Here is a 19,352-nt window from a genome sequence, read left to right on the forward strand (position 1 = left end):
GCTCCTATTTTTGATTGTTTATTTCTTTTAGAATTTTATCAAGTGCATTAATTGCTGTCCTCATTGTATCAAAGTTTGAATTCATTGCACCTACAACAGAAATTTCTGTTATTTTTGAATCACTTTCGATTCTCTTAGCCATATATGTACCAGAATTATCAACTGCAATTCTAATATTTTCATTTTCGTCTGCTTGTTGCTCTATTTTTTCTCATACAGAATGTTTTTCAACAAGTTGAATTAATTCATTAAGATCTTCTCTTTGAATTTGATTACTTAAGATAATATTATTTTTACCATAGATTTTTTTGTTCACTCTTTGTTGATTAATATAAGTATTAAATACTTGGTTAACAATAGAATCTAAAATAGATTGGTAACTGTTAATTGATTTAGCTAATTCATCTTTTAATAGCAGAACTCTTTCTGACAATTCTTTGAGCGGTGAATCGATTAATCTTTCTTTAAAGATTCTTACGGCTACTTTTAAGTCTTTAACCTCAATTTCAGAATTAAAAGTAATTATTTTTGAAAATACTTCACCTGTTGAAATAACTAATACAACAGTAGCTTGTTTTGCTTGAATAGGCACTATATCAATACTTTTTAGTAATGAACCTTTGTTAATCACATTAGTAACAAGAGTTAGCCCTGTGATTTCTGAAATAATATTTGCCGCTTCTTCTATTGTATTATCAATACCAACATGTTTTTGTTTAAGAACTTCATCAATTTTTTTACGCATTTTATCTTCTCAAGTTTGAGAAAGATATTTAGCATAATAATTTAATCCTTTTAATGTTGGAGTTCTACCACTTGAGTTATGTGACTTTTGTAAATATCCCAGTTGTTCAAGTTCATTCATAAGATATCTAATTTTGGCACTTGAACATCCTAATTCTTTATCATATTTTAAAATTAAGTTCGAACTACTGATTGGTAATCCATCTTCAATATATGAAGAGACTGTTCATCTTAAAATAGGTTCTAGTTTTTTGTTCAATCTTTGTTGCATATGAAAATTATAACACAAAAATTAAGTTTTTAGCAAATAACTTATTTTATTGCTAAAAATAAAAAGCCACTAGTGTGACTTTTAATTTATTAAGCTGTTTGTGCACTTGAAGCAGAACCTTCAGCAAGTTTTTTAAGTGAGTGATATGTGTGGTTTGTTGAGAACCCTTTTGCATTTGGGTCTCCTAATAAGAAATTATAAATTTCATTATAGTAGTAACCCTCAATTAATGCTTTATCAACTGTTCAAAGTAATCTTGAAATTTCAAATTTAGTTGAAGCTTGTCCGTTTGAAACTTTTTGAATGAATACATATCCAGTTCTACCTTGAATTGTGCTTTGTTCAAAGAATGTTTTAAGAATTAATCCTCTTAATTCGACTAATTTATCTTTAATTTCAATATCTTCTCTAGATAAATCAAATGTTCTAAGTGAAGATGGTGTATTAGCCTTAACTGGTGTTGGAACATTTCTTCCACCACGAACTGTATAAATTACATTGCCTGATTCTGTATCTTCATCTGTTGGTTTTGTACCACCATAGTAATTACTTGATTTGAAAGAAGGTAAATCACTTGGTAAGCTTGGTTTATATTTTCTAATTTCAGCAAGCATTTCGTTGCTAATTGCGTTTAAATCTTCTTTTGAAGTGGCATCATTAACTCTTCTTTGGAAATCATTTGCTAATGTTTCGTTTTTTGTTCTAATAGATGCAATTCTATTTGTGATTGTTTTTCCTTCTTTAGTTTTGTTTAATTCTTCAGCATATTTTTCTGAAGTTTCAGTTAATAAGTTTTTAAGTTCTTCAAATGTAATATTATCATTTTTAGCTTTTTTAGTTAAAGCTTCTTTGTTAGTTTTATCTAATGTATTAATTTGATCTTGAGTTGGACTTGCAACTTTGCCTTCAATTTTAGTAATAAAGCTGTCTAATTCGTTTTCGTTAGAGATTTCATTAAGTTCAGCTTCTAAAGCTGTTTTTTCATCACCTGTTGGTAACATAGCTAAGAAACCTTTAGCTTTAAGGTATTTAGGTCTTAATCTTTTTTGAGCTTCTAAAATTTCTGCTTTTCTTTGTTCTAAAAGAGCAGCATCAACTTCTTTTTCTAATTCTTTTAATTCTAAGTATGAATTAGTATTAACATTTCTTGCTTTGAAACCATTTTTAGCTTCTTCAGCATTAATTGAGTTAATTTTTGTTGTTAACTCATTAACTAACTCTTGTACCTTACCCGCATTTTCTTCATTGTAAAGCGCATCGATTTTTGTTTTAATTGTAGCTTTTTCATCAAGTGATGAAGCTTGAATAATTAATTCATTAATTTGAGCTTTGCTTCCTTCAGATAATAATACATAAATGTTATCTGATTTTAATTGTGAAATTGTTGTTTGAATTTCAACTTGAATTTCAATTTCAATAGCTTGAACTGCTTCTGTAGTTTTTGCTAAACGAATTTTTCCTACTCAAATTGTTTTGTCATCTTCTTCAAAACCAGATTTTTGTAATGTAGCAATTGCGCTTTCTTTAGCCAAGATTAAGTTAACTTCTTTTTCAACTTCACTTAATTCGCTTTCGTTTTTTGCTTCATCAGCTTTTGTTGTTAATCTTGTTTTATCAGATTCTTTTTTGATGTTTGCAATTTTAGCCATTACCGCATCTTTGTTAATAGTTTTTTGTTCTGAACCAGATTGTGATGGTGAACAAGCTGCAGTAACTGGAACTATCGTTAATGCAAACGAACTTCATAAAATTCCTTTTGTAATTTTTTTCATATTGTCTCCTGGGAAAATAAAATTAGTATTTTCCTTCTTTTCAGTTTTTAACTTCTTCTTGTGTTCCTAAAACATAATGGTCATCATTTATTTTAACTCATTCTGGTTGGTTTTCAGGTGTATAGTTATGCATTTGAATATTATACACATATCCTATTAAGCTACCTTTTTTACCTTTAATTGATGGAATGGCATCTAAAAGACTTTTTGTATATGGGTGTAATGAATTATTCATAATTTCTTCAGTTTTACCAACTTCTAATAAACGTCCTTTATTCATAACCGCAATACGGTCTGAAATATATTCAACCATACGTAAGTCATGAGCGATAAATAATATTGTTAAATTATATTTTTCTTTAAGTTCATTAAAGATGTTAACAACTTGTGCTTGGATTGAAACATCAAGTGCGGAAATAGGTTCATCAGCAACTAAAAGTTGTGGACGTAGTACAACAGCACGAGAAATACCAATACGTTGTTGTTGACCTCCTGAAAACTCAAGTGGGTATCTTCTTAAAACTGACTCCTCTAAACCAACTGAAATTAGGATATCACGAACTAAAACTTTACGTGCATCTTTTTCTGATAGTTTGTTTAATTCTTTACGTTCATTAAGTTTTGTTTCTAAAACTGATATTGCTTCTAGTAAGTTAAAATCTTTTAATTTGTTGTATAAGTTTTCATAAATTGATTTATATGCAATATTTTCATTTTGGTAAACATCATTATTAATTGAGTTTAAATATTCACCATAAAATTCATTTTGATATTTGTTTTGATCAATTTTTTCATAAATAGCATTTAAAGCATTTTGATCAAAATTGTATATTAAGATTTCTTTTGAATTCTTAGTGTTAACTAACCCTTCTGAAACAACTGTTTCAACGTTTGCATGTGGGTTTAATGAGTTAGCAGGATCTTGAAAGATCATTTGCACTTTGTTAACTAAGAAGTTTTCAATTTGTTTGTATTCTTTTAATTTTTTACCGAACTTAAATCCTCTTGTAAGTTTCTTTGGTAAAACTTTATCCAAAAGTTTAATTTCACCAAAACTATATGGCACAAGTCCAACAAGAGTTTTTCCAATAGTACTTTTTCCTGAACCTGATTCTCCTACAAGTCCTAAAACTTCACCTTCATAAATATTTAAGTTTAAGTCAGTTACAGCTCTAAATGATTTTGTACCAGCACCGTATGTTATATCAACGTTTCTTAATGTTGCCAAAATCTTTTCGTTGTGCTTAGGTTTAAGCATATCTTCAACACCAAGTGTTTGTTGTCTTGTATGTGTTATTTTTCTGAAAGGAAATTTCTTTTCTACATAGCTTATAGTAGTTCTATTTGGTTTATTTTCCATGTTTTTTTAAATATTCCTTTCAAATTTCTTGAATTAATAATGGCGCATAATATTTTTGAGCTTTTTCATCTAATAATGCAGATTTAACTCTATGAGTTTCTGAAATTCAATAAAAATCTGGTTCTTTTTCAAATTCAATACCTAATGCATAATCATTTCTAACTGCAAAGGCATCTCCTTTAATGTTATTTAAGTTTGATGGAACACTTCCACGAATTGTTGATAATCTATTTCCTTTATTAACATCAGGCATACTTGAGATTAAACCTCATGTATATGGATGTTGTGGATAGCTTAAAATTTCTTCTGATATACCTTCTTCAATAATTTGACCAGCATACATAATAGAAATATAATCTGCTATAGATGCAACAACTCCTAAGTCGTGAGTAATGAATACAATTGAAAGTTTTAATTTTTCTTGTAATTCTTTAATAATATCTAATACAAGAGCTTGAACTGTTGGGTCAAGTGCTGTTGTAGGTTCATCCATAACTAAAATTTTGGGTTCTAAAGCAACAATAGCTGCTATAACAACACGTTGGATCATACCACCAGACATTTCATGGGGATAAAGCTTCATAACAGCTTCTGGATCATTAATCTTAGTAAGTTTTAAGAACTCTACCGCTCTTTCGTATGCTTCTTTTTTGTTTTTAACAACTTTGTTTAAAAGCATACCTTCCATAATTTGTGCTCCAACTTTCATTGTTGGATTTAATGTAGACATTGGGTTTTGGAATACAGCTGAAACAATTCTTCCTCTATAGTGTGATTTTTCTCAGTCATTGAAATTAAAGTTTTCAACATTGTTGTTATAAAGTTTAATTTCACCTGAATCAATAACAGCGTTATCTCCTGTTAGTCCATATAATAATGATGTGATAACTGATTTTCCTGAACCTGATTCACCAATAATGGCATGAACTTTACCTTCATAAATTTCAATAGAAGGACCTCTAAGAACTTTATTTTTTTCACCAGGTCTTGCTGGGTTTAAGAATGATAAATGAATATCATTGATTTCAGCAGCAATTTTTAATTTACTTCCATCACTAAATTCTTTGTATTTTACATTTGAATAAAAGTTATCTCAATCAAAAAGGTTTTTTGATTTTTTAGAACTAAAAATTCTTTTAATGACTTTTCATATTGTTTCTTTATTTGTGTGTTGACGTTTACAGTGGCATTCATAAAATCTTCCAAAGTATTTTTCAACTTTACACATTTTTACAATTTCTTTTGTTTCTTTTTTAACAAAAGGAATTGCTTTTTGAACTCTGATAACTTTTGGTTTGTGGTAAAACCCTTTTGGTCCATAATATTCACTAATTTCACTTCTAAGTGCAATTTCGTCTGTTTCTATGTTAATTGGACCTGTGTAGATGTCATCTTCCTCAATAATTTGTTTCGAAGATTTTTCTGTTATTTTTACTTTTTTAACTTGTTTTACTTCATCTTCAGTTTCAATGTTAATTGGGCCTGTATAGATGTCATCTTCAGTCACAGATGATTTAACAACTTCTTTAACTTTTACTACTTGTTTGATAAGTTTAATATCATCTTCTGTTTCAATGTTAATTGGGCCTATATAAATATCATCTTCAATAACAGTTTTTTTAACCACAGCAGTTTTTTCTGTTTTTGGTTTTCTTGTTGTTTTTTTAGTAGCTTTTTTTATTGGTTTTACTTCATCTTCAGTTTCAATGTTAATTGGTCCTGTGTAGATGTCATCTTCAATGATTGGTTTAATTGTTTTTTTAGCTCTAGGTTTTCTAGGTTTAATTTCTTTTACAATTGAAGCTTTTTCAACTTTTGGTTCTTGTGTTGGTGCTTTAGGTTCTTTTGCAATTGGTAAAACTTTTTCTTCTTTTTGTGCTTCTACAATCTTTTTAAGCTTTTTAGGTTTTTGGAATTTGTATTTTTTAGAATATTTTTTCATAAGCTACCTTCTATCTTTGTCTTCTTAAAGCGTCTTGCACACTAGCACCAATTAATTGCACACTTGTTGTAATTAAAATTAAGATTGTTGATGGAACAAAAACGTATCTTAAGTATGTTGGGAATTGTTTTTGACCTTCTGAAATTAAGTTTCCAAGTGTAGATGTATCATCAATCGCTAAACCAATGAAAGCTAATGATGTTTCTGATAAAACAACACCTGGAATTGTGAACACTAATTGTGTAATTAAAATAGGTAAAATAACTGGTACATAATTTAATAACACTTTATATGTTGGAGTTCCTAAAACTTTTGAAGCAGAAACTCATTCAAAATGTTTTGCTCTTTTAACTTGAGCTCTAATTTGGTTAGCCATTCCTGTTCATGAAGTTAATGATAATGAAAATGCAATAACTCAAAAACTTGGACTAACAACAATTGTCATTAAAATAAGAATTAAAATTGTAGGAACAACTGAAATAATTTTAATAATGAAAGTGAAGAATCTATCGACACGATCGAATTGTCCCATCATAATACCGATAGTTAAACCGATGATGACTTCGATAATTGTAACTACGATAGCTAAAGATAATGAATATCTTAAACCATGTCAAAGTCTTGCTCAAAGGTCTCTACCTAAATGATCTGTCCCTAAAATGTGGTGTACACCATTTGAGTCAGTAATATTAAATGTTAAATAACGATTGTTAACATCTGTAACTTCAGGATCAAGTGTTGTAAATGGGATTATTAATGCTAATAAGATTAATACTACTAATAAAATAAATCCAAAAACACCCGCGAAGTTTTTTGAATATCTGTAAACAAATTCCTTAAACGGTTTGGCTTCAGCATTCATATGTGAATTTGTTGAAAAGTCAATTGTTTTACCAATGATTTTTCAAGCTTGATATTGAAAAGGTGAAATTAAAGGGTTTGGAGCTGTTTCTAAAATCGCTGTGTTAGTTTCGCCTAATTCATGTCTTTCTTTAAGTCTTTTAACATAAGAATTAAATTTTTCTTTAACAGTTTTCTTAGCCATTATGCTCCTTTCCTTCTAACTCTTGGGTCAATAATTTCGTATAAGATATCACGTGTTGCATATGAAAGAATTGTTAATAATGCAAACATTATGATTAAGAATAAAATGATGTTGTAATCTTTTGTTTGGATTGCTTGAAGCAATGTTGCTCCAGATCCTGGAATAAAGAAGATTTGTTCAATGAAAATACTTCCGATAAATGAACCAAAGATAACAGCAGGGAAGAATGTTGCAATTGGAAATAAAGCAGGTTTAAGCGCATGTTTTCATACGAATCTATTTTTTGTTAAACCTTTTAAGTATGCAAATTTAGCATGTACTGAATTTAGTTCTCTGTTTAACTCTGTTCTAATGTATTTAATGTAAACAATAATGCTTCCTAAAGAAAGGGCTAAGCCAGGTAAAATATAAGTTAATAAATTGTTTGCATCAAAAATATATGGAAGTCTTATTAGTCTTCCTAAGAAAACTAATATTAAAGCAAAGATAATTGATGGAACTGATGAAAAGATACTTACAATAACTGTTGAAACGTTGTCTACTAATCCACCAGGGTTTTTACCGACTCAAATACCTATCGAAATACCTACAGTAACTGTTAATAAAACAGCAAAGATTCCAACTAAGAATGATTTATAAAACCTTACTCAAATAAAATCTTGAATTTCGCGTCCAGGGAAAAGAGAAATTGAGATACCAAATTCTCCTTTAAATAATCCTGCCAAGTAGTTAAAGTAACGTTGTATGATCGGTAAATTTAATCCATATTTTGCTTCAATTGATTTTCTAGCCGCTTCATCAAGACCTGCAGTTAAGGAGTTTGAACCTGGTACTGCATTAATTAAGAAGAAGGTAATTGTAATAACAATAAGTCCAATAATGAAAAATTCTAAAATAATTTTTCCAAAACGGATTAATGTTTTTGATAATGCTGAATCAAAAGAAAATAACTTTTCAAATAATGTGAAATCTTTATTTCTTTTGTTTACAAAATAAATTTCATTTAAATCGATTTTTTCTTTTTTAAACATTAATTCTCCTTCCCTCTTGGTAATCCTGGTCTTGGTGGTTTTGTGTAATCATAAGCATATTGTAAGGCAAATCTATATAATGAGTCTGTTCCACCTACTCTTGTAATTTCTCAGTTTGTATCAACTTCCATTAAAGGCACTAAGAATGAAGCATCTCTAATGATTTTTTCTAATTCACCAATAAATACATAAATGTATTCTTGAGTTCAACCTTGTTTAACTTCTTTTGTACTAAAGTTTGAAGAGAAAAATGCACTTAATCTATCACTATATTCTGTTAATGATTCGTCTGATTTGATGAATGCTAATTCAATAATTTTCTCTCAGAAGTCAAAAGTTACTTTTGAGTCTTTAATTGTTTTTTGAATGTTTAATCTTTGTTTTGTATCTAATGTTTCATTTGCAATTTCAGCAACTGTTTTTGTTGATGAAATATAGTTTTTAAATGCTTTTTTCATTCTTGAGAACTTAATGTTATTTTTATTTGTCATTAAGTATTCTAAGATACTTGCAACAAAGTTTTTGTTGTAAATGTTTTTATTTAAATCTGAAACTATCTCATCAAGATATTTTTTAACAAAGTCATTAATTTCAGCAGAATTTGATGTTTCTTGGAATCCATCTTTTTGATTTGCTAAATTTTTAACTTCATTAATTTGCTCTTTTAGTAATTCTTCAAAGCTACTTAAGTTATTTTTAATACCTTGTTTTTCTAATAATAAGTCAATGAAGTAATCTGAATATGTAAATGAACCTACTGGGTTATTTTTAAATCCAATTGCTTTTTGTGATAATGAATCAATACCGTCATTTTTAAAGAATGTTGAAACATAATCTTCTGCACCATTACCACCTAGTTTATCGTAGTTTTGATAGATGATATCGTATTTACCTTCTTCAATAAATGAAGCAAAGGTATTTTCAGGTAAGCTTTTAAGTTCAAGTTCAATAAAGTTACCAAATGCTTTTCTTAATGATTCCCTTAAGAATAAACCTGCATTTTTTTGCTCATCACTAGAGTTATTTAAGAATCTTAAAGAAACTTTATCAAGATTTGGATATTTTGCTTTAAATCTATCCATGTAGAATTTTGCTGTTTCTAAATCATATGCAAAGTCTTTACGTGTTGTTTTTTCAAATGTGAATGATTTTGCTAAGTGTACAACAAAGTCATAGTTTTGAAGTGGATACTCTTTTTCTTTTGCATCTGTGCTATTTTTTGTTTTAGATGTTAAATCACTAAAGTATGTTTCTATGTTTCTTCCGTTTTGAGTTCTATATTGCCCATATGAAGTAAATGTATTAACAGGGAATGAGAAATCTCAACCAACAAACTTAATAATATCTTCACGGTTGATCGCAAAGTAAATTGCATTTCTTAAGTCTTGGTCTTGTAAGTAACTATCGCCATTTGTTTCATTGTCTAAGTTGAATCCATAAGCAATAGTTCCATAACCAAAGTTTTTGTTTAAGTAGTTTTTGTAATTTTTATTTGATCAGTATTTGTTGATTTTTGTAGCTGGGATGTATGTTTGTGAAATATATCCATCTTCAAAGAAAGTTGTATTGATGTTTCTGTCTGATGAGAAGTAAATTTTAATTTTGTTTGAAATTGTGTTTTGAGCATCAAAGTATTCATTGTTTTTAGTTAAAACAATTTGACCTTGTGGACCTAAAACAACATCAGAAGGATTCATTAAGAATGGCCCTGAAGTTAAGAATGTTTTAGGATCTGATCCATATTTATCAATTCCACCTGCTACTGTTTCTACATACTTACGATTTATTGGATATAAGTTTGTAATAATGTGGCTTACTAAGAAACTTAAGTTAGGTGTTTTATTTGCATCAAAAATCATTGAGAATGAGTTTTCTGAATTTGAAATTTGGTTATATCTTGTTAATAATGTTTCACCCTCTTTTGAAAATACTTGGTAAGGATTTACAAATGGGTTTAATACAAGTTTGATTGTTTTTGTTTGTTTGTTTTCATCAAGAACATTGAAGTCTTGCACTTCTTTTGTAAGTGAGAATGAGGGGTTTAAACTTAAGTTGGCTTGAATAAATTCATTATCATAATCCAAGGATAATTGACCTGTGTAAAATCCAAATGATAAAGCTGCTTCTTTAATTTTCTTAACATCTTCTAAATCAACGAATTCACCTTGAGCATTTTTGATTTGCCCTTGTCAAACTTTTTGTTCAGGATCTTGAACGTAATTACCTAATGCATTTTTAATATATCTTCTTCTACCTCATGGGTTTAAGTAGTTTCTGTTGTATTTTGCTAGGTATTCTTTTTGTGCATTAATAAATTTATCAGCACCTCTTATTCCATATTTTAAGATTTCATCAAGTTTTTGTGAACCTGTGTTTAAATCTAAAATGTATTCAAAGTAATCTCTTAAATCTTGAGCATTTACATAGTCACCATTACTTCAACGGTTTAATTTATTGTTTAAGAAACCTGAGATAGCCATATAGTTACCTGAGTTTTTAGGATTTCTAAATGCATAAATTGTTGAGCTTTTTACTACATCTGATGAAGAACTTGATTTTCCAAGTCCACCAACTAAGTTAAAGTTTGTAATGTCATAGTATGAACTTGTAACTTCTCCAAATCCATCTTTTTCAGCAAAAAGTGAATTGTTTTTTCATAAGTCATCAAAAACAGGTGAAAGTTCATTGTTTTCATTTACTGACTTACTTGTGTTTACCATTATCATTGTGAATGGGTTGGTTTTGATTGTTCTTTTTAAAGTGTTGTCTGGTCCATTTTTTATGAAACTATCAACTAATGAAGGTAAGATTTTGTCAACTGATTTATATCTTACATAGTTTAAGTTGTTAATTGGTTCTGTTGCTAAACCTAAATCATAATCGATTGATAAAGTTCTATTAAAGTTTGCTCCTGAGTTATCATTTGTGTTATTGCTTGAGCTATTTGTTGGTGAACAAGAAACAACGCCAGCAGCAATTGCTGTGGCAGAAAGTGAAGTTATTAATAATGAAAATATTGATTTTTTAAATTTTATTCTATTCATCTTTCTCCTAACCTGTAATGTTAAATTGGAAGTCTACCAAGATAACTGATTTACCTTTTTCTTCTTTTTTGTTTTCATCACCTTTTACAACTTTAATAGATGCTTGTGAGTTTGTTTTACCATTTTCAGAAATATAATCTAAGTTTCCTAATTTTACATCCGCAACAAATTGTTTTTCTGCATTAACAAATTCAACAAGATAACTGTGTCTTGGTTTTAATAATGCGTCACGATATTTACCCATAACTGCGAAGTCTGATACTCATGATGTGTAACCTAAATCTTCTACTGTTTTCTTAGATGATAAATCACCTTGTTTTTCTAAGTAAAATACGTTATTTGTCTTTGCGATATTTACTGGTAAGTATTTTTCTTCTTTTGTTTTTAGATCTGTGAACTTAATTCATTTAACATCTTTTGCTTCTTCATTTGAAATATAACCATACATTGCAACTGCATCTTTATTTTTGTTTCTGAAGATTCCTGAAATACTTCTTGAACCAACACCATAGTTTAATAATTGTGATACAAAGAAAGCTTTAGGGCGTGATGTAATTGCTTCTCCATTGAAATCTTTTAACCTAATTGAATCATCAATAATTTGATCTGCATTTTCATCATAAAGTTCCATTCCAATTTTTTCTTTTTGGAATCTATCTTTGAAGTAACCGTTGTTTCTTGTGATTAAATTTGCAAAGTATGAAGAGTTTCTCATTTCTGATGAAGCCATTGTTCTTCTTTGTGTGTTTAAGAAATCACCATAAACTCTTGATCTAATTTTTCCAGTTTTTTCATTTCTATCTGATGTTTGTTGAACGCTTAATTCTAAAAATGAATTGTATCTTGTTTGATATTTAGCAAGTTCTTCAGATGTAAGTTTTCTTGTGGATGTAGTTCCATCAGCATTTTTTGACTTAATTTCACCTGAAGTAACAATTTGTCTTAATGTTCTAAGTTGAACATCTAAAACTTTTTTATCTTGGATGAATTCAAAGAAAATGTCTTTTACTAATGGTAAGTATTTATCATATTTAGCAGCTCTAATAGCTTGGTAAACTGATCTGTTAATGTTGTTTTGATTGTTAATTCTATCGTTTCAGAATTTTAATCCAGTTGCATCAACAATGTAATCAAGACCCGTTTGAGCTTCAGTTACACCTGAAATAAAGTTTGGTAATCCTTCAAAATCTTTTCAATTTGGAACATATGTTGTTTGGACATAATCTCTAGTTAGAGTTTCTGCGATGTTGTAAATGTAATCTGTGAATTTGTCATTAAGTAACGGTTCAACTCTTGTTAAGTTGTAGTTCAATACATCACTTGATGGTTGTCCATCAGAGAATGAAGGAATTAAAATGTCAAATTGACCATCACTTGTATCTCCATGATTATCAAATCACATTAAGTTACCTGTTAATCTGTATAAGTCTTGTGTGTTAAGTGAATCAACAATATCATTGATTTTGTCTGGTGCATCATCTTTGAATAATCTTGTTACGTATTTTGCGAATTCTTCTTGTAATTTTTCTGCATCAAATTTTGTTCTTTGCTCTTGAGCGTCTGTAATTTTTGAAAAATCAAATACAAATGAGTTTCTAAATCCATGATCATTAAAATGGATTCCGTATTCTTTTGAAAAAATTGCTAAGTTTGCTTTTAATTCTTTAGCAGGATTAAAGTCTTTAACAAATAACATGTGGTTTGAGTTTCTAAAACGTAAAATTGCTTCATTTGCAAGTTTTTGTTCATCATTTGCAATTTCCTGAATTCTTGCATCTTTATTTTTAAGTAATTCTGCTTTTAATTTATCTAAGTTAAATTTAGTTTTTACATAGTCTATGTCTCAATTAAATGTAGCACTTTGTGTTCCGTTATCTTTTACCTCAACTGAAACTAATTTAGCTTTTGAATAATCTAATGATGCAAATTCAAATAAGTTTTGCATGTTTGTGAAAACAGGCATAATGTTTGTCGAATTACCTGTTCTAATTTCTAAACCAACGCCATCTGCATAAGCGCTATAAAGTGAATCATTACCATTTAGACGGTTGTTAACATTGTTAAGTGCAATTTTTTTAACGTTTTCACGTAAGTATTCATTTTGAGATTCAGAAGATACAAATCTTGTTTGATCAATTTTAAGGTTTTCATCATTTAAGAAAATAATGTCGTTTGCTTGGTTTTGTGAAGCTGAACCTACAATACCCGCAATTGATCTTCAAAATTCAGTATGGAAGCTTGTTTGGAATGCTGCATTAAGATCAAAACCTAAACCTCTAATATTTTCTAAAATTCTATCGTTAGGTCTTGTCAACCTTGCTAATGTTCCATTGTTTTGAATTCATGGAACTGTATAGCTCGCAACTTTTGTTCTTGATCCTTGCTCACCTGAAACAAATACAAATGTGTTGTTTGTTTGTGATAAAGCATAGTTTCCATATGTATGTGGATTTTCTTGACTATTGAATGAAGCGTATCCAGAACTTAAGATTGATGCCGTTTGGTTTAATAAAGTACCTGTTGAAGCGATTGCTGTATATTCAAATGCTTTTCTTTGATTATTATCATCTAACACATTGTTTGATGATGGGTCAATTTCAACATCATCGTTTCTGAACAATAAATTATTTTTGATTGTTTCACCATTTGAAGCATTTAAGATACCTGTTGCTCCAACTTTAACTTCTCCACCAAATGATGTTGAAATATCATTTCATCCTGATTCAGAAACAAAACGTGAAATAACATTATTAAAGCTGCTTCTGATAATTTGAATTTGTGAATCAATGTAAGCTAAGTCATTTGCTGTTAATGGTGTATTTAATGGAACTGAAATTACTGGTGAACCATCTTTGTTAAACATATTAATTGATGTTACTTGTCTTTCTTCACCTTGCCCTGAGAATGTTACAGGATTAATTTCGAACCTATTTGAATTATTGTTGTCAAATACTAAAGCTTCAGCGTTTCATTCTGTCCCCATTCCATCACGAACGATTTTCAGAATTTCTTTAGCTTGAACCTCTGTAAATTTGTAATTGTTTTCTCCAGTTTTTGTAAACACTTTTGCAATACCAGAAATGAATGGGTTTAATGTTCCTGATTCTTCGTCAAATGAGTTTGCAATAAATAAGTCACCTAAATGAACATTTCTTAATTCAGCAGCTTTTACTAAACCATCAAAGTCTTGAAGGAATCTTCTTTTCTTGTTGTCAATAATTTCATAAACATTATCTCTTTTAGATGATGTTGAACCTCAGATGTCTTCTTTAGTTTCTTTTTCTGTTGATCCATCTTTTTTCTTAAAGATAAAGTTTACAAAACTACCTGTTTCTGATTCATTTCCTAACGAGTTAACTCTAGTAATGTCTAAGTTTGTTCTTGCATATAAGTAATTTTTTAAAGCATCAATTGAATAGTATGATGATTCATTTAAACCACCTCTTGTTGATAAACCACCAACAATAACAGCCCTTTGGTTTTCATTAAGTGCCTGACTTTGGTCAAGTGTATAGTGGTGACCGTATTCATGAGCACCTACGTATTTTAAGAAGTCTGTTGATAAACCTTTGAATCCAGGTAAGCTAGCAGCCATTAAAAGTGGCAGACCAATTCTGTCTGTATCATTAAGGCCATAGTAATCACCATCTTCAATTGAATATTCATAAACAAATTTACTGTTAAGTTTTTTAACAATGTGTGGTCCTGTTCTTTTAACTCTTAAGTGTGGATATTTATTAAGGATCTTATCAACAAGTCCATCATATGTTTCAACAAACACTTGATAGTTTCTACTATCTAATCCTTTAAGTTGGTTTCCGTCTGCATCTTTAGCTTTAACGTCTTCTGGTCCCGCTTGTAAGGCAATCGGAGTAATAGCACCCGTATATCCTAAAGCAAATTTAACTTCATTAAATATTTCGATATCTTTGTTATCCATTTTGTTTGCATCAAAGTTAATTTGCATTCCATCAAGTTTAATTTCTAAAATGTTTTCTTTAACATTTAATGATTCAACAACATATTCTCTAAGTTTTGTTTTCTCACTTACAGGTAAATCGTTGTAGTTCTTCAATTCATCAATTGAGTTAATTGCTTCAACTTGACTTCTGAAGAATTTATATCCTTCGTTTGTTTTATAAGCTCATAGGCTATTTGAGTCAGTTCCGTTCGAATTCTTCTCATATGCTTTAATATCGTAAAAATCAAGAAAACTTACAATTTGATTATCTAATGACTTTTTGTATGACTGATATGTTGCATATCATAGTGGATCAACTTCACCTTCGAACATTCTATATCTATGACTACTTGCATCGTGGTCAAAATTAAATGTTACTTCTAAATATGGGTTACCATCATTTGAAGATGAGTCAACTGCAGTAACAGTTGCTAATTCGAAATTATTAAATGAATATTTTGAACTATCTAAATTATTATCATCAAGGTATTTTGAAAATTCTGATTCAGTAGCGTTTGCTGATAAAACAATAGAACCTTTTCCTCTTTGTTTTTCTCTTTTTACTTCATGAAAATCATCATCTTTAATTGGATCATTTTTAAGAACTAAAAACTTTTTACCAACTAATCTTTCCGGCATTACTAATGATAAAAAAACTGAAGCATTATTTCTTGCTATCGCGTTTTTAACAGCAGATGCAACTTCGATACTTTCAAAAAAGGCATCTATGTTAGCTTTTGAAGTTCTATCTGAAAATAATGAGTATGTTAAAGCATCACTTGCATTTCCTGAACCTGAAGCACCTGAATAAATAGGCATAGATCCAAAAAAGGCATCTGGGAAGAATTTTATTTCGCTTGATTCTTTGTGAACTGTTGAGTGTGAACCTAAAGTAATAGCATTACCGTTTTGTTCAACACCAGGTACAATTCTGAAACTTTCTAATGTTAAAAGATCTGGACCTCAAGCCACATTATTAAAGAATCATTTTGTAAAATCAATAAACTGTAAAGGTTTAACAGCTGTAACATATTCGTTGTAAAAACTAAATGAACCATACTTAACTTCTAAAATAAAACTCTCTTGATAAATTTCAAAATACTTATTGAAAAACTCATCGAAGTCATATTGTTTACTTTCATCATTAGCAAACATAAACTTTGTGTATGTTTCATCTAAGAAAGCTACAATGTTCTTTTTAGAAGGATCAAGAATGCTAATTTCCGGTTTTAAGTTTCCTTCTTCATCTCTAATTGCTGAGAAGTCATTTCTAAGTTCTTCTGGTTTTAAGTTTGAATATGCACCGTTAACTTCATCTGAGTGTTTAGCAAAAGCAAACATCGATGCAATTGTAGCACCTGATAAAAGTCCTATTAAACCTAATGATATTAAAACTTTAGCTTTAAGACTTAATTTATTCATAAATACCTCTATTCTTATAGTCAAAATTAATATTTAATATTAATTAAATATACATATTGATATATTCTACCATAAAATACTAATTTTGGTTTCATATAATTAGTTCATTTTTAATCCTTCTATGACTTATTTTTATCTTAAAAATGGGAGGTAAAATGAATAAAAAAGCAAAAAATGTATTTAAATTTGCTATTCCTTTTGTGTTGTTAAGTACTGCGGCTAGCATTCCGGTTATAACAACTTTATTAACAAGAAGTAAGCAAATTGGAAATCAATATACTAAAAAAGAACTTGACAAAAATCAAGTCCGAAAAAGTTTAAAAAATATATCAAAAAGCATTAATGCTAGTGCTAAACAATTAAATTCATTAAATTTTGACTATTCTGAAATGGTGAAATTTTATACTAATAAGTTATCAGAAAATGAACTTGAAATTAGTAATTTTAAAATTAAAAAGGAAGTTTATTTAAAACATGATGAATTAGTAAATGAAGTTTATAATAATCTTAATTTTTTAACAAGTGAAGGAATTAATAAAATTAATAATGATCAAATATTTATTAAGTTTAAAAATAATTTTTTATTAAGTAATAGTGATATAAACGATCTTAAACATAAACTTAATCATTGAAAAAATGAGGTTAATCCGTTTATTGAAAATCTAAGCAAGAAACTCGATGAATTACTTTTACTTTATCAAAATAATGAAACATTAATTAATAGTTTGAAAAACAAAGAAAACATTAATCTGATTTTATCAAGTATTAAAAATTGAAATGAGTTTGTTTTAAAATCAGTTGAAAATGATGATGAAGTTGAGGCTCATTTAAATGAGTTTATCATTAATTTAGAAACGTTTAATACTACTATTAATAACTTTAAGTTAACTAATAGTTATGATTCAGAATTTATAATTAATGAATTAAATATTCTTGAGGTTACAAAAGATAATCTTAATAAGTCAATTGAAATAATTAAATCGAATCAAAATATCATTGATCAAACTATTCTTAATGCAAATAAAAACATTAAATTTTATAAATCAGAAATCAATAAAATTATTGACTTGCTAAGTAAAGATATTAATAATTTTGATGATAAATATTTTAATTTTAATTCGTATTTTAATCAGTATTATAAGAAAATGTATAACTCATACATCGAAACCTTAATGAACATATATAAAAATAAGAGTGTTGCAGTTGAAGTAAGCACTTACATAAATGAAATAAAAAGTCAGTTGCAAAAAGATTACGCTGCAAATATAAACACATTAAATGTAACTAAGGATGAAGAAAAACTCGAAAAAACCTTAAGTTTTATTTTAAACTTAAATTAATATATAGCTAAACAAACTGATGCAATAAACAATAAAGTAATAAAGCAATATATAAAAGATTTTAATAGTAAAATCGATAGCTATAAGATTAATAATAACTTGTTAATTAAGTTGAAAGATTATAAACAAGAAATATTTGATATCTCAAATAGCATCATTGCTAAAAATTTAAAAATTGCTTCATTAAGTACAAAAAAAGAGATATTAAAAAAGGAAGTTAACATAGGTGATTTAGATAAAAACAATAAGGAATTAAAAGAATTAAGAATCAACGAAATAGAACAAGAGATTATTTTAATTGAAAACGATATTAATGAACTAAAAAGAAGTAAGGATAAAATAAGTTCTAAAATAACACAAATTGAAAGAAAATTAAAAGAAGTTTATGAAAAAGTTTATATATTAAATAAACTTCAGAACGAAACATTTGCAGCATCTAAATTCATATTTAATTTAATTGAATATAAGAATGTTAAAATAAATATGTTAGAGACAGAAATAAGTTTATTGTTATTACAAAACAATTTAAGCAAGAAACAAATAGATCAACTCAATAACAACATGGTTGAACTTAAAAAAGAAAATAATAATCTTAAAGAAGAAAATCAAAGATTGCAAAATGAATTAAATAAAAAGCAAGAAACAATTGATTGGTTAAATAATGAGATAAATATTTTAAGTGATGTAATTTTAAAAAAAGATAAAGAAATTGAAAGACTTAATCTTTTATTACAAGAAAAAGAGAATAAAGTTAGAGAATTAGAGACAGAAGCACTAACGTTAAATAATAGGATTAATAATTTAGAGATTATAATTAATGAAAAAGATCAAACTATTGCAAGAATGGAAAATTCAATTAATAACTTAAATAATCAAATTAACAATCAAAATAACGAGATTAATAATCTTAATAATCAAAACTCAAATAACAATAATACAATTAACTATCTTACTGAAAAGTTAAGAAAAAAATCAGAAGAAAATAATAGATTGTTAGCAAATAAATTGACATTTGATGAAAATATATTACAACTTAATAATAGAATCAATATTATTAATCAGGAGTTAAATAAACTTAGACAAACATCAAACGAAAAAGACCAGACAATAAACTCATTACAGACAAAAATTATAATGATTAAAAATCAAATCAAAAGCTTAAAAACAATGCTAGATAATTTTAGCCCTATTACAGAAGTTGATATTAGTAATTCATATACCAATTATAATAATGCACCGAGAGTAACAAATTACAAAAAATCATATGATAAATTAAAGAAAATAACTGATCAAATATTAAATCAATTTATTCAAATGATCAGTATTCAAATTTAGGTATTTTAACCATAGTATAGTATTTCTATACTATGGTTTTGTAATTAAAAATCACACCAAAAAACGGTATGATTTTTAGTTTATT

10 protein-coding genes are annotated in these 19,352 nt (G+C 28.0%); 2 read left to right on the forward strand and 8 right to left on the reverse strand.

Annotated elements, in window-relative coordinates; all coding sequences use genetic code 4:
• Positions 1-4: 4 nt before the first annotated feature.
• From D2846_RS02670 to D2846_RS02705, 8 genes are all read right to left on the reverse strand, one after another.
• On the reverse strand, positions 5-1,015 hold the full coding sequence (locus D2846_RS02670) for a heat-inducible transcriptional repressor HrcA (protein WP_117275577.1): 1,011 nt from the start codon (positions 1,013-1,015) through the stop codon (positions 5-7).
• 89 nt (positions 1,016-1,104) lie between these two features.
• Positions 1,105-2,787 (reverse strand): hypothetical protein, encoded by a 1,683-nt coding sequence (locus tag D2846_RS02675; protein WP_117275579.1) that lies wholly within the window; start codon positions 2,785-2,787, stop codon positions 1,105-1,107.
• A 22-nt stretch (positions 2,788-2,809) separates the two neighbouring features.
• A complete protein-coding gene (locus tag D2846_RS02680) occupies positions 2,810-4,147 on the reverse strand; it encodes an ABC transporter ATP-binding protein (RefSeq protein WP_117275581.1) in 1,338 nt (445 codons plus the stop codon).
• The gene (locus D2846_RS03710) at positions 4,137-5,375 is read right to left on the reverse strand and encodes an ABC transporter ATP-binding protein (protein ID WP_197712777.1); all 1,239 of its coding nucleotides are present in this window, start codon (positions 5,373-5,375) and stop codon (positions 4,137-4,139) included. The genes D2846_RS02680 and D2846_RS03710 overlap by 11 nt, the downstream gene beginning before the upstream one ends.
• Positions 5,376-6,099: 724 nt before the next feature.
• Positions 6,100-7,134, reverse strand: a complete 1,035-nt coding sequence (locus tag D2846_RS02690) for an ABC transporter permease (RefSeq protein WP_117275585.1) — start codon at positions 7,132-7,134, stop codon at positions 6,100-6,102.
• The gene (locus D2846_RS02695; RefSeq protein ID WP_117275586.1) at positions 7,134-8,165 is read right to left on the reverse strand and encodes an ABC transporter permease; all 1,032 of its coding nucleotides are present in this window, start codon (positions 8,163-8,165) and stop codon (positions 7,134-7,136) included. The genes D2846_RS02690 and D2846_RS02695 overlap by 1 nt, the downstream gene beginning before the upstream one ends.
• Positions 8,165-11,209, reverse strand: a complete 3,045-nt coding sequence (locus D2846_RS02700; RefSeq protein WP_117275587.1) for an ABC transporter substrate-binding protein — start codon at positions 11,207-11,209, stop codon at positions 8,165-8,167. The genes D2846_RS02695 and D2846_RS02700 overlap by 1 nt, the downstream gene beginning before the upstream one ends.
• A gap of 7 nt (positions 11,210-11,216) precedes the next feature.
• Complete coding sequence (locus tag D2846_RS02705) at positions 11,217-16,592, reverse strand: PDxFFG protein (protein ID WP_117275589.1); 5,376 nt, start codon at positions 16,590-16,592, stop codon at positions 11,217-11,219.
• A gap of 155 nt (positions 16,593-16,747) precedes the next feature.
• Between D2846_RS02705 and D2846_RS02710 the strand changes: the two genes are divergently transcribed.
• Complete coding sequence (locus D2846_RS02710) at positions 16,748-17,932, forward strand: hypothetical protein (protein ID WP_117275590.1); 1,185 nt, start codon at positions 16,748-16,750, stop codon at positions 17,930-17,932.
• Between the two features lie 111 nt (positions 17,933-18,043).
• Positions 18,044-19,267, forward strand: coding sequence for a coiled-coil domain-containing protein (locus D2846_RS02715; protein WP_117275591.1), 1,224 nt, complete (start codon positions 18,044-18,046; stop codon positions 19,265-19,267).
• Positions 19,268-19,352: the final 85 nt, after the last annotated feature.

Source organism: Mycoplasmopsis edwardii, assembly GCF_900476105.1.
GTDB lineage: Bacteria > Bacillota_I > Bacilli_A > Mycoplasmatales > Metamycoplasmataceae > Mycoplasmopsis > Mycoplasmopsis edwardii.